The organism is Streptomyces sp. NPDC020965, assembly GCF_044333555.1.
In the GTDB taxonomy this organism is placed as follows: Bacteria; Actinomycetota; Actinomycetes; order Streptomycetales; family Streptomycetaceae; genus Streptomyces.
Genome location: NZ_JBIRRE010000005.1, coordinates 587,522 through 599,979, shown reverse-complemented (window position 1 = coordinate 599,979; position 12,458 = coordinate 587,522). Strand labels below are relative to the sequence as shown.

Below are 12,458 nucleotides of genomic sequence, written 5' to 3'. Positions count from 1 at the left end.
CCCCGCCCCCGCGCCCGGGCCCCCCCCCCCCCGGCCCCGGGGCGGGCCCCCCCCCCCCCCCGCCGGGCCCCCGCGCCCCCCCCCCCCCCCCCCGCCCGCGGGGCGCCGCGCCCCCCCCCCCCCCCCCCCCCCCCCCCCCCCGCTCCAGGAAGTGCGACGTCAGAGCGTCGTGCGTCAGACCTCGACGACGACCGGGAGGATCATCGGGCGGCGGCGGTAGGTGTCGGAGACCCACTTGCCCACCGTGCGGCGGACGAGCTGCTGGAGCTGGTGGGGCTCGACGACGCCGTCCGACGCGGACCTGGCGATGGCTTCCTCGATCTTCGGAAGCACGGCGAGCAGCGTCGAGTCCTCGATACCGGACCCGCGCGCGTGGACGTGCGGGCCGCCGACGATCTTGCCGGTGGTGGAGTCCACCACCACGAAGACCGAGATGAAGCCCTCGTCACCGAGGATGCGGCGGTCCTTCAGCGAGGTCTCGGTGACATCGCCGACCGAGAGGCCGTCGACGTACACATAACCGGCCTGGACCTTGCCGACGATCCGGGCCTTGCCGCCGATCAGGTCGACCACCACGCCGTCCTCGGCGATGACGATGCGGTCCTTGGGGACACCCGTCAGTGCACCCAGCTCGGCGTTGGCACGCAGATGGCGCCATTCGCCGTGGACCGGCATCAGGTTCTTCGGTCGGCAGATGTTGTAGAAGTACAGCAGCTCGCCGGCCGACGCATGGCCGGAGACATGGACCTTGGCGTTGCCCTTGTGGATGACGTTGGCGCCCCAACGGGTCAGGCCGTTGATCACGCGGTAGACCGCGTTCTCGTTGCCCGGGATGAGGGACGAGGCCAGGATGACGGTGTCGCCCTGGACGATCCGGATCTGGTGATCACGGTTGGCCATCCGGGACAGGGCCGCCATCGGCTCGCCCTGGGAACCCGTGCAGACGAGGACGACCTCGCTGTCCGGCAGGTCGTCCAGCGAGCGGACGTCCACCACCAGACCGGCCGGGACCCGGAGATAGCCCAGGTCGCGGGCGATACCCATATTGCGGACCATCGAGCGGCCGACGAAGGCCACCCGGCGCCCGTACTCGTGGGCGGCGTCGAGGATCTGCTGGATGCGGTGCACATGGCTGGCGAAGCTCGCCACGATGATGCGCTTCTGGGCGTTGGCGAAGACCTGCCGCAGCACGTTGGAGATATCGCGCTCGGGCGGGACGAAGCCCGGGACCTCGGCGTTCGTGGAGTCGGACAGCAGGAGGTCGATGCCCTCCTCGCTGAGCCGGGCGAAGGCGTGCAGGTCGGTGAGGCGGCCGTCCAGCGGGAGCTGGTCCATCTTGAAGTCGCCGGTGTGGACGACCATGCCCGCGGGGGTGCGGATGGCGACGGCCAGCGCGTCCGGGATGGAGTGGTTGACCGCGATGAACTCGCAGTCGAAGGGACCGATGCGCTCGCGGTGGCCCTCGGCCACCTCCAGCGTGTACGGCCGGATGCGGTGCTCCTGGAGCTTCGCCTCGATCAGGGCGAGGGTCAGCTTGGAGCCGATCAGCGGGATGTCCGGCTTCAGCCGGAGCAGATACGGCACACCGCCGATGTGGTCCTCGTGACCGTGGGTGAGGACGATGCCCTCGATATCGTCGAGACGGTCCCGGAGGGTGGTGAAGTCCGGCAGGATCAGGTCGATACCGGGCTGCTCCTCCTCGGGGAAGAGGACGCCGCAGTCGACGATGAGCAGTCGGCCGTCGTACTCGAAGACGGTCATGTTGCGGCCGATCTCACCGAGACCGCCGAGCGGGGTGACGCGCAGGCCGCCCTTCGGGAGCTTCGGCGGGGCGCCTAGTTCGGGATGCGGATGACTCAAAAGACTCTCCTCACCACATACGCCACGTACCGCACAGGCACATGGCGTACATGACAATCGTGCACTTGCTGTTGTCTGGTGGTCCGGCCATCAGGGCCGGTTCTTCTTCTCGTATTCAGTTATGAAGTCTGTGATCAGAGCTGTACCCCGATAGAGGTCAGACCTGCACCCCGCCGGCCGCGAGGTCGACCTTCAGCTGGGCCATCTCCTGCGGGGACAGCTCGACCAGGGGGAGCCGGAGCGGGCCGGCCGGGAGTCCCTGGAGGGTGAGCGCCGCCTTCGTGGTGATCACGCCCTGGGTGCGGAACATGCCGGTGAAGACCGGGAGCAGCCGCTGGTGGATCTCGGTCGCCTTCTGGACGTCGCCACTGGTGTGGGCGTCGAGGAGGGCCCTCAGTTCCGGGGTGACGACATGGCCGACCACGGAGACGAAACCGACGGCGCCGACCGAGAGCAGCGGGAGATTGAGCATATCGTCGCCCGAGTACCAGGCCAGGCCGGAGCGGGCGATGGCCCAGCTAGCGCGGCCGAGGTCGCCCTTGGCGTCCTTGTTGGCCACGATCCTCGGGTGGTCGGCTAGGCGCACGATGGTCTCGGTGTCGATCGGGACGCCGCTGCGGCCGGGGATGTCGTAGAGCATCACGGGCAGCGCGGTGGCGTCGGCGATGGCCGAGAAGTGCTGGAGCAGGCCGTCCTGGGGGGGCTTGTTGTAGTACGGCGTGACCGCGAGCAGGCCGTGTGCGCCGGCGCGTTCGGCGGCCCGTGCCAATTCGACGCTGTGCCGGGTGTCGTTGGTGCCGATGCCCGCCACGATGTGCGCCCGGTCTCCGACCGCCTCCAGGACCGCGCGTACGAGCTGGTCTTTCTCCGCGTCGCTGGTGGTGGGCGACTCGCCGGTGGTGCCATTGATGATCAGGCCGTCATTGCCTGCATCCACCAGATGGGTCGCCAAGCGCTGCGCGCCGTCGATGTCGAGTGCGCCGTCCGCCGTGAAGGGCGTGACCATGGCGGTGAGGACCCGCCCGAAGGGGGCCTGCGGAGTGGAGATCGGAGCCATGGGTAACACGCTACTCGTTGCTCAGCACGCTGTGTCCCTTCGGGGACGTGACGTACGACGTGGCAGGTGGATCCCGGCACTGACTGCTCGGGGGTTCAGGCAGTGCCGGGTCCGTTTGATCAGCCTAGATGAACTTCATGAAACACCGCAATGCGGACACTTCTGCGGGTAAAGCGGTTATATACGTACATCTGTGCCGTCATACCGTCCGCCGAGCGACGCCGGTACCGGCCGGATCCGGCCGGTTGTCGGGTCAGGGGGCGACGCGGCCGTTCTTGTTGAAGGCGGCGTGGGTGAGGGGCATCAGCCCGGCCCAGTGCTCCTCCATCCGCTCACCGACCATCTCGATCTCGCGCTGCGGGAACGACGGCACCGTCGCCAGCTCGTGCTGGGTGCGCAGACCGAGGAAGTGCATCAGCGAGCGGGCGTTGCAGGTCGCGTACATCGACGAGAACAGGCCGACCGGGAGGACCGCGCGGGCCACCTCACGGGCGATGCCCGCGGCCAGCATCTCCTGGTAGGTCTCGTACGAACGCCGGTAGGAGTCCTCCATGGCGTCGCTGACGACCTTGTGCTGCGCCGGGCTGCCGTCCACGAAGACGTACTTGCCGGGGCGGCCCTCCTGGACCAGCTTGCGGTCCTGGCCGGGGACGTAGAACACCGGCTGGAGCTCCCGGTAGCGGCCGGATTCCTCGTTGTAGGACCAGCCCACGCGGTGCCGCATGAACTCGCGGAAGACGAAGATCGGGGCGCTGATGAAGAAGGTCATCGAGTTGTGCTCGAAGGGGCTGCCGTGCCGGTCCCGCATCAGGTAGTTGATGAGGCCCTTGGAGCGCTCCGGGTCCTTGCTCAGCTCGGCCAGGGACTGTTCGCCGGCGGTGGAGACGCGGGCCGCCCAGAGCACGTCGGAGTCGGCGGCGGAGTGCTTCACCAGGTCGACGGTGACATCACCGCGGAAACTGGGATTCACGGTTTCGGCGGGCGTATCGGTCACCGGGAGTGTCCTTCCAAGGGCTGAGCTGGGCGCCGACCATCCTAACCGGGCCGGCCCGGCCTCCCCCGCTTCCCCCGCTGGTCCCGGGGCCGTACGGTCGCGTCCCCCGCCCCGATCCCGGGGAATCTTCCACGGATCCGTGGGATTCGGGCACCGATTGACGGTTTCGCTCGTCTGTACAGGTAACAGCTACAGACAGCAGCACAGCACGGTACGGGTAGCAGCGCGGTGCAGCTCCACAGCGCCGTATGCCGTACGGGCGGCAGTCGCCCGTCACCCCCGATCGACCCACCACCCCCCATCGAGGAGAGTGTTCCTGATGTTCCGCCGGCGGGAAGCCGTCCCTTTCTCTTTCGTAGCCGAGCACGACAGCTTCCGCAGTAACGTCACTCCCCCGCCGCGTGAACGTCTCACCGTCTCCCAGGTCACGGGTCGTACGCTGATCGGGCTGACCGTCGTCGCCGGGCTCGTCGGTTCGCTGCTCTTCGGGCTTCCCTCGCTGGAGGCCGGGCAGACGGCGGGCAACGCCCAGCAGTCCGAGGCTTCCGAGCGTCGCTGACCTCGTACGGCCCCCCTGGGGTGGTCGACCGGCGAGCGCCTCGGTAGCCTCACCCGTCACAGCCCCCACAATTCACGTGTGCTGGTGAGTGAGGATCAGTCGTGCCCCTGCCCTTTCTGACGGCCGATCGTGCGTTTGACGCGAACCCGGATGACGTCGCACTGCCCTTCGACGACCATGACGAGTGGCGGCGTCCCTACCGCCCCGGTCCCTGGCGGGTCGGCGCCGCGGCCGTATCCCTATTGCTCGCCTCGTTCGTACTGCTGGCCGCGATGATCATCGTTTTCGCCGGGACCCTGTCCGGCGCCGCCGTCTGTCTCGCCATCGGGCTCGGCCTGATCGCGGCGGCGCTGCGGCTGCTGCGTTCCGGGGTCTGGGTCAGCCGGCACGGACTGCGGCGGGTCGGCTACTTCACCACGACCACCGTGGCGTGGCACAAGGCATCCGAGGTGCGGACGGTGCAGCAGCCGGTGCGCTGGCTGGGGTTGCCGCGCACGGTGCAGGGCCAGGCGCTCCTCCTCGTACGCGAGGGGACGCGTGACCCGCTGCCGCTGCTGACCGACCACAACGCGGACTTCCTGTCACGGGTGGATGCCTTCGACCGGGCCGCGGACACGCTGGAGGCGTGGGCGTCGGAGTACCGGACCGTCTGATCGTACGGAAGAAGGGCCCGGGGGCGGTTGCCGCCCCCGGGCCCTTCTCCGTGTGCCGGTTTCCGTGTGTCAGACGCCGGTGGGGCTCGTCTCCCGGTTCTCGCGCAGGGCGATGGCCCGCTGCATCGCCTTCCGCGCGCGCGGCGTGTCCCGGGCGTCGTGGTAGGCGATCGCCAGCCGGAACCAGCAGCGCCAGTCACCCGGGGAGTCCTCCGTCTCCGCGCGGCGCGCGGCGAAGACCTCGTCGGCGGCGTCCCGGTCGATCCGTCCGCCGGGTGTCCGGGCCAGTTTGTCCACCGGCAGTCCGCCCTCGGCGTCCAGTTCCGCCGCCAGGCGGTTGGCCTTGGTGACGAACTGCGTGTTCTTCCAGAGGAACCAGATGCCGATCACCGGCAGGATCAGCACGGCGATCCCGAAGGCCACGGTGACCGGGGTGCCCTGCTGGATAAGCAGCACGCCCCGGCTGCCGACCAGGAGGAAGTAGCCGATCAGGGCGGCGGACAGGACCAGATAGGTGATTTTCGCGCGCATGGGATCAGCCGATGTCGAGGAAGTTTTCCAGGCCGATGGTGAGGCCCGGGGTGGTCACGACACGGCGGACACCCAGCAGGATGCCCGGCATGAAGCTGCTGTGGTGGAGCGAGTCGTGCCGGATGGTGAGGGTCTCGCCCTCGCTGCCCAGCAGCACCTCCTGGTGGGCCAGCAGCCCGCGGAGCCGCACCGCGTGCACCGGGACGCCGTCGACGTCCGCACCGCGGGCGCCGTCCAGCGCGGTGACGGTCGCGTCGGGCTGCGGGCCGATGCCCGCTTCGGCGCGGGCGGCGGCGATCAGCTGGGCCGTGCGGGTGGCGGTGCCGCTCGGCGCGTCGACCTTGTTCGGATGGTGCAGTTCCACCACCTCGGCCGACTCGAAGAAGCGTGCCGCCTGCTGGGCGAAGCGCATGGTGAGTACCGCACCGATGGAGAAGTTCGGCGCGATGAGCACACCGGTGGCCGGGGAGGCGGCGAGCCAGGTGTCGAGCCGCGCGAGGCGGTCGGTGGTCCAGCCGGTGGTGCCGACGACCGCGTGGATGCCGTGGCGCACGCAGAAGTCGAGATTGTCCAGCACCGAGGCCGGAGTGGTCAGCTCGACCACCACCTGGGCGCCCGTCTCCGTCAGGGTCGCGAGTTCGTCCCCCCGGCCGAGGGCGGCGACCAGTTCCAGATCGTCGGCGGCCTCGACGGCCCGTACCGCTTCCGAGCCGATCCGGCCCTTGGCGCCGATGACCGCCACACGCACCTTGCTCATCAGTTCATTCCTCGGAGAGTTCGAACGATCTAGGAAACGGACTCGTGCAGCCGGTCCGCCTGGCGGTCCTTGAGCGGTCCGATGACCGCGAGGGAGGGCCGCTGGCCGAGGACCTCGGCCGCGACCGAACGGACCTCGTCGGGGGTGACGGCCGCGATCCGGGCGAGCATGTCGTCCACGGACATCTGGGTGCCCCAGCACAGCTCGCTCTTGCCGATACGGTTCATCAGCGCGCCCGTGTCCTCCAGGCCGAGCACCGTGGAACCGGCGAGCTGGCCGATGGCACGGCCGATCTCGTCGTCCGTGAGGCCGTCGCCGGCCGCCCGGTCGAGTTCGTCCCGGCAGATCTTCAGGACGTCGTGGACCTGGTTGGGGCGGCAGCCCGCGTAGACGCCGAAGAGCCCGCAGTCGGCGAAGCCGGAGGTGTACGAGTACACGCTGTAGGCGAGGCCGCGCTTCTCCCGCACCTCCTGGAAGAGGCGGGAGGACATACCACCGCCGAGCGCCGTGTTCAGCACGCCGAGCGCCCAGCGGCGCTCGTCGGTGCGGGCGAGGCCGGGCATCCCGAGGACCACATGGGCCTGCTCGGTCTTGCGGCCGAGCAGCTCGACCCGGCCGGCCGTGCGCACGGAGCGGCTGCCGTCGCGCGGGGCGATCGGGACCGCGTCCGTACGGGTCAGGGTGCCGGCCTTCTCGAAGGCGCGGCGGACCTGGCGGACGACGGTGGCGTGGTCGACATTGCCCGCGGCGGCGACGACCAGGTGGGTCGGGTCGTAGTGCTTCTGGTAGAAGCGGCGGACCCGGTCGGCGGTCAGCGCGTTGACGGTGTCGACGGTGCCGAGGACCGGGCGGCCGAGGGGCGTGTCACCGAACATGGTGTGCGCGAAGAGGTCGTGCACACAGTCGCCGGGGTCGTCCTCGGTCATCGCGATCTCTTCGAGGATGACACCGCGCTCGGCGTCCACGTCCTCCTGGAGGATCAGCGAGCCGGTGAGCATGTCGCAGACCACGTCGATGGCGAGCGGCAGATCGGTGTCGAGGACCCGTGCGTAGTAGCAGGTGTACTCCTTCGCCGTGAAGGCGTTCATCTCACCGCCGACCGCGTCGATCGCCGAGGAGATGTCGAGGGCGGAGCGGCGCTCGGTGCCCTTGAAGAGGAGGTGCTCCAGGTAGTGCGTGGCACCGTTCAGCGACGGTGTCTCGTCGCGGGAGCCGACGTGGGCCCAGATGCCGAAGGTGGCGGACCGGACGGACGGCAGGGTCTCGGTGACGATGCGCAGACCACCGGGGAGGGTGGTGCGGCGGACCGTGCCGATGCCGTTCTCGCCGCGGAGAAGCGTTTGGGTACGGGCTACGGCCCGCACCTCCGAAGAGGTGCGGGCCGTAGCACGGGAACTACGCGGTGTCACTTGGCAGCGTCGTCCTTCTCGTCGTCGCCAGCCGCTTCGCCGTCGATCACGGGGATCAGCGAGAGCTTGCCGCGCGAGTCGATCTCGGCGATCTCGACCTGCACCTTGGAGCCGACCGCGAGCACGTCCTCGACGTTCTCCACGCGCTTGCCACCGGCGAGCTTGCGGATCTGCGAGATGTGCAGCAGGCCGTCCTTGCCCGGGAGCAGGGAGACGAACGCGCCGAAGGTCGTGGTCTTGACGACCGTGCCCAGGTAGCGCTCGCCGACCTCCGGCATGGTCGGGTTGGCGATGCCGTTGATCGTGGCGCGGGCGGCCTCGGCGGCCGGGCCGTCGGCGGCACCGATGTAGATGGTGCCGTCGTCCTCGATCGTGATCTCGGCGCCGGTGTCCTCCTGGATCTGGTTGATCATCTTGCCCTTGGGGCCGATGACCTCGCCGATCTTGTCCACGGGGATCTTGACGGTGATGATCCGCGGGGCGTTGGGGGACATCTCGTCCGGCGTGTCGATCGCTTCCATCATCACGTCGAGGATGTGGAGGCGGGCGTCGCGGGCCTGCTTGAGGGCCGCGGCCAGGACGGAGGCCGGGATGCCGTCCAGCTTGGTGTCGAGCTGGAGGGCGGTGACGAACTCCTTGGTACCGGCGACCTTGAAGTCCATGTCGCCGAAGGCGTCCTCCGCACCGAGGATGTCGGTGAGGGCGACGTAGTGCGTCTTGCCGTCGATCTCCTCGGAGATCAGGCCCATGGCGATACCGGCGACGGGGGCCTTCAGCGGCACACCGGCGTTCAGCAGCGACATCGTCGAGGCGCAGACCGAGCCCATGGAGGTGGAGCCGTTGGAGCCGAGGGCCTCGGACACCTGACGGATCGCGTAGGGGAACTCCTCGCGGGTCGGCAGGACCGGCGTGATCGCGCGCTCGGCGAGGGCGCCGTGGCCGATCTCGCGGCGCTTGGGCGAGCCGACGCGGCCCGTCTCACCGACGGAGTAGGGCGGGAAGTTGTAGTTGTGCATGTAGCGCTTGCGGGTCACCGGGGAGAGGGTGTCGAGCTGCTGCTCCATGCGGAGCATGTTCAGGGTGGTGACGCCCAGGATCTGGGTCTCGCCACGCTCGAACAGGGCGGAGCCGTGAACGCGCGGGATGGCCTCGACCTCGGCGGCCAGCGTGCGGATGTCGGTGACACCGCGGCCGTCGATGCGGACCTTGTCCTTGATGACGCGCTCGCGCACCAGGGACTTGGTCAGCGAGCGGTAGGCGGCGGAGATCTCCTTCTCGCGGCCTTCGAACTTCGGAAGCAGCTTCTCGGCGGCGACCGCCTTGACGCGGTCCAGCTCGGCCTCGCGGTCCTGCTTGCCGGCGATGGTCAGCGCCTGGGAGAGCTCGCCCTTGACGGCGGCGGTGAGCGCCTCCAGGACGTCGTCCTCGTACTCCAGGAAGACCGGGAACTCGCCCTCGGGCTTGGCGGCCTTGGCGGCGAGGTCCGACTGGGCCTTGCAGAGCGCCTTGATGAAGGGCTTCGCGGCCTCAAGACCGGCGGCGACGATCTCCTCGGTCGGCGCCTCGGCACCGTCCTTGACGAGCTGGATCGTCTTGTCGGTGGCCTCGGCCTCGACCATCATGATCGCGACGTCGCCGTCGTCCAGGACACGGCCGGCGACGACCATGTCGAAGACGGCGTCCGCCAGCTCGGTGTGGGTCGGGAAACCGACCCACTGGCCCTTGATCAGCGCGACCCGGGTACCACCGATGGGGCCCGAGAAGGGCAGGCCGGCGAGCTGCGTGGAGCAGGAGGCGGCGTTGATGGCGACCACGTCGTACAGGTGGTCGGGGTTGAGCGCCATGATCGTCTCGACGATCTGGATCTCGTTGCGCAGGCCCTTCTTGAAGGAGGGGCGCAGCGGGCGGTCGATCAGGCGGCAGGTGAGGATCGCGTCCTCGGAGGGCCGGCCCTCACGGCGGAAGAAGGAGCCGGGGATCTTGCCGGCCGCGTACATCCGCTCCTCGACGTCCACCGTGAGGGGGAAGAAGTCGAGCTGGTCCTTGGGCTTCTTGGAAGCGGTGGTGGCCGACAGCACCATGGTGTCGTCGTCCAGGTACGCCACGGCGGAGCCGGCGGCCTGCTTGGCCAGGCGGCCCGTCTCGAAGCGGATGGTGCGGGTGCCGAAGGTGCCGTTGTCAATGACGGCCTCGGCGTAGTGGGTCTCGTTCTCCACTAGCGTTTTCTCCGTTACGTTGCGTCTTTCGTCCCCTCGCCCGTGTGGCGGGAGGACGTGCGGAGAAGCTCTCGTACTGCGGGCCGGTCTTCGATCGAAGCACCCGGGGGTCACCGGCGTTCCGGTTCTCCGGGAGCCACTACCGAGGACCGGCGGCGGCGAGTCGGCTTCTCGCTGGTTCAGTTTTTGGTGGTGTGTTCCGTCACCAGACTAAATGCCGTCCGGTACGTCGCGCACGTACAGCAAAAGGGAGCGGCCCCCTTCAGCGTGGGAACCGCTCCCTCCACGGCGTCTTACTTGGCGCCGCCGGCCGCACCACGGCGGATGCCGAGGCGGTCGACCAGGGCACGGAAGCGCTGGATGTCCTTCTTGGCCAGGTACTGCAGCAGACGGCGGCGCTGGCCGACCAGGATGAGCAGACCACGGCGGGAGTGGTGGTCGTGCTTGTGGGTCTTGAGGTGCTCGGTCAGGTCCGAGATACGGCGGGAGAGCATCGCGACCTGCACCTCGGGGGAGCCGGTGTCGCCCTCCTTGGTGCCGAACTCGGTCATGATCTGCTTCTTCGTAGCGGCGTCGAGAGACACTCGTACTCCTCAGGGTGTTCGATGCGCCCGCGAGTGCCCCTGGTCTGGGTCTCAGGGGAGCTTCCGTGACTCGGAGGCGAAGGTCCGATGAGCGCTGTTCCCAGATGATCCGGGAACGCGTACACAAACGGCCGTCACCCAGCGTACCAGCCCCTGAGCAGGCTTCTGACCGGCCGGTCAGGCGGCGTGGTCCGGGCCGATGGGCCGTACGGGGCCCCCGGAGGCCGGCCGGACCGGGTCCGGTCCGGGCGATCTTGTCGGCGCGGGCCCGGCCTGATCCGAACGAGAGGCCCTTAGCTGGTCAGGGAGCGGGCCGCGTTGTAGACGTCGAGCACAGCGAGGCAGAGCGGCAGCAGCGAGAGCAGGACGAGCCCCTCGGTGAGGTCGAGGAGGCGGCCCCAGAACGGGGTGAGTCCCTTCTTCGGGATGACGAGGCTGATGGCGGTGATCAGCGCGGCGCCCGCGGCGACGGCGGCGGTCAACCAGATCGTACGGACGTCCAGGCCGCCCCGGTCCCCGTACATGATCAGATCCTTGACCAGGTCGGCGGGCGGGTTGAGGGAGAGACCGAGGACGAGCAGCGCGATGGCGGCGATGCCGGCGACCAGGGCGCAGGCGACCTGTGAGGTGTAACGGAAGAGCCGGGCGCGGAGCAGGGCGGCGAGGCCGGTGGTGAGGGCGAGGAGCTGGCCCCAGAAGCTGCCGGAGAAGCCGAGGACGGCGGCGGAGCCGACGACGGCGGCCGAGCAGCCGCCGACGAGGCCGAGGAGCATCTCGTGGCCGCGCCGGGCCTGGAGCGCGATGCGCTCGCCGTCGACGGGCTCGGGGGCGGGTGCCGCGCCCGGGTCGGCGGTGTCGCCGTGGAAGTCGTCGTCGGCGGCGCTGCGCGGGGCGGCGTAGCCGATGGGGAGGCGGGCGAAGCGGGCGGAGAGGCCGGGGAGGAAGGCGATCAGGCCGATGGCGACGGGGGCGACGACGGCGGCGATCCCGGTGGCGGTGGCCTCGGTGAGGATGCCGACGAACGTGGCGAGGGTGCCGGTCGTGGCGAGGAAGGTGGCGGCGACGAAGGGGGCGTCGCCGCTGGGGGTGAGGGCGGCCAGGGCGACGGCGGCGACGAGGACGGTGACACAGCCGAGCAGGAACTGGAGCTTGCCGGGTCCTTCGCCCGCGTCGGGACCGATGATCCCGGAGCCGGCTATCAGCAGCAGGGGCAGGGCGCCGAGGCCGAGGGCGACCGCGGTGGCACGGTCCGCGTAGACCCGGGCGCGGACGCCGGCGAAGGCGGTGAGGAGGAGTCCGGCCGCGCCGGCGATGACACCGGGCAGGCTGTGCATGTCATGGCGGACGGGGTCGGCGAACCAGAGCACGAAACCCATCAGCACCAGCAGCAGTACGCCGCCCACCAGCCCCGCGGCCCGCAGGAGTTCATCGCTCCAGAGGTGGCGGTCGCGGCGGACGGCGGAGGCGACGGCGTCGGACACGTCGTCGTAGACGGCGGGCGGCAGGGACTCCGAGAAGGGCCGCAGGCTGAGGAGTTCGCCGTCGAGGACGCGCTGGGCGCCGAGGGAGCGGGCGCCGTTGAGCACGGTCCCGTCGCGGCGGACCAGGTGGTAGCCGCTGGGGGTGCCGGGGGTCTGGGTCTGACCGGTGAGGCGCAGGATCTCCGGGTAGACGTCGGCGACGGCGATGTCTTCGGGGAGGGCGACGTCAATGCGGCTGTCCGGCGCGACGACGGTGACGCGGCAGAAGCCGGTCGCTGCGGTCGTACTCACTGTCTGGACCCCCTGATTCGCGTTGCGCACCCTCTTCTTCGCGGTTGCGCACGATGCGCGCGCCAC

General features: G+C 69.7%; 11 protein-coding genes. 2 read left to right on the top strand and 9 right to left on the bottom strand.

What is annotated here, in order from left to right; translation table 11 throughout:
• Positions 1-174: 174 nt before the first annotated feature.
• The 3 genes from ACH4S7_RS19055 to thyX form a co-directional block, all read right to left on the bottom strand.
• Positions 175-1,860: a ribonuclease J gene (locus ACH4S7_RS19055; RefSeq protein ID WP_398522357.1), complete on the bottom strand. Its 1,686-nt coding sequence runs from the start codon at positions 1,858-1,860 to the stop codon at positions 175-177.
• A gap of 157 nt (positions 1,861-2,017) precedes the next feature.
• Positions 2,018-2,917 (bottom strand): 4-hydroxy-tetrahydrodipicolinate synthase, encoded by a 900-nt coding sequence (gene dapA / locus ACH4S7_RS19050; protein WP_398522356.1) that lies wholly within the window; start codon positions 2,915-2,917, stop codon positions 2,018-2,020.
• Positions 2,918-3,170: 253 nt separating this feature from the next.
• Positions 3,171-3,911 (bottom strand): FAD-dependent thymidylate synthase, encoded by a 741-nt coding sequence (gene thyX / locus ACH4S7_RS19045; RefSeq protein WP_398522355.1) that lies wholly within the window; start codon positions 3,909-3,911, stop codon positions 3,171-3,173.
• Between the two features lie 319 nt (positions 3,912-4,230).
• On the opposite strand from thyX, the gene ACH4S7_RS19040 reads away from it, so the two are divergent.
• On the top strand, positions 4,231-4,470 hold the full coding sequence (locus ACH4S7_RS19040) for a hypothetical protein (protein WP_398522354.1): 240 nt from the start codon (positions 4,231-4,233) through the stop codon (positions 4,468-4,470).
• A 101-nt stretch (positions 4,471-4,571) separates the two neighbouring features.
• On the top strand, positions 4,572-5,123 hold the full coding sequence (locus ACH4S7_RS19035) for a hypothetical protein (RefSeq protein WP_398522353.1): 552 nt from the start codon (positions 4,572-4,574) through the stop codon (positions 5,121-5,123).
• A gap of 69 nt (positions 5,124-5,192) precedes the next feature.
• Here the strand turns inward: ACH4S7_RS19035 and ACH4S7_RS19030 are convergent, their stop codons facing one another.
• The 6 genes from ACH4S7_RS19030 to eccD all read right to left on the bottom strand — a co-directional run bounded on the left by ACH4S7_RS19030 (position 5,193) and on the right by eccD (position 12,392).
• The gene (locus tag ACH4S7_RS19030; RefSeq protein ID WP_398522352.1) at positions 5,193-5,654 is read right to left on the bottom strand and encodes a tetratricopeptide repeat protein; all 462 of its coding nucleotides are present in this window, start codon (positions 5,652-5,654) and stop codon (positions 5,193-5,195) included.
• A 4-nt stretch (positions 5,655-5,658) separates the two neighbouring features.
• Positions 5,659-6,411 carry a 4-hydroxy-tetrahydrodipicolinate reductase gene (gene dapB, locus ACH4S7_RS19025; RefSeq protein WP_398522351.1) on the bottom strand — a complete coding sequence of 251 codons (753 nt, stop codon included), beginning with the start codon at positions 6,409-6,411 and terminating at the stop codon, positions 5,659-5,661.
• A gap of 29 nt (positions 6,412-6,440) precedes the next feature.
• Entirely contained in the window at positions 6,441-7,820 is a 1,380-nt protein-coding gene (locus tag ACH4S7_RS19020; RefSeq protein WP_398522350.1) for a M16 family metallopeptidase, read from the bottom strand.
• Positions 7,817-10,036: a polyribonucleotide nucleotidyltransferase gene (locus ACH4S7_RS19015; protein ID WP_398522349.1), complete on the bottom strand. Its 2,220-nt coding sequence runs from the start codon at positions 10,034-10,036 to the stop codon at positions 7,817-7,819. The genes ACH4S7_RS19020 and ACH4S7_RS19015 overlap by 4 nt, the downstream gene beginning before the upstream one ends.
• Before the next feature lie 293 nt (positions 10,037-10,329).
• Positions 10,330-10,620: a 30S ribosomal protein S15 gene (gene rpsO / locus ACH4S7_RS19010; RefSeq protein WP_093600212.1), complete on the bottom strand. Its 291-nt coding sequence runs from the start codon at positions 10,618-10,620 to the stop codon at positions 10,330-10,332.
• Between the two features lie 293 nt (positions 10,621-10,913).
• Positions 10,914-12,392, bottom strand: coding sequence for a type VII secretion integral membrane protein EccD (gene eccD / locus ACH4S7_RS19005; RefSeq protein ID WP_398522348.1), 1,479 nt, complete (start codon positions 12,390-12,392; stop codon positions 10,914-10,916).
• Between the last annotated feature and the right edge of the window lie 66 nt (positions 12,393-12,458).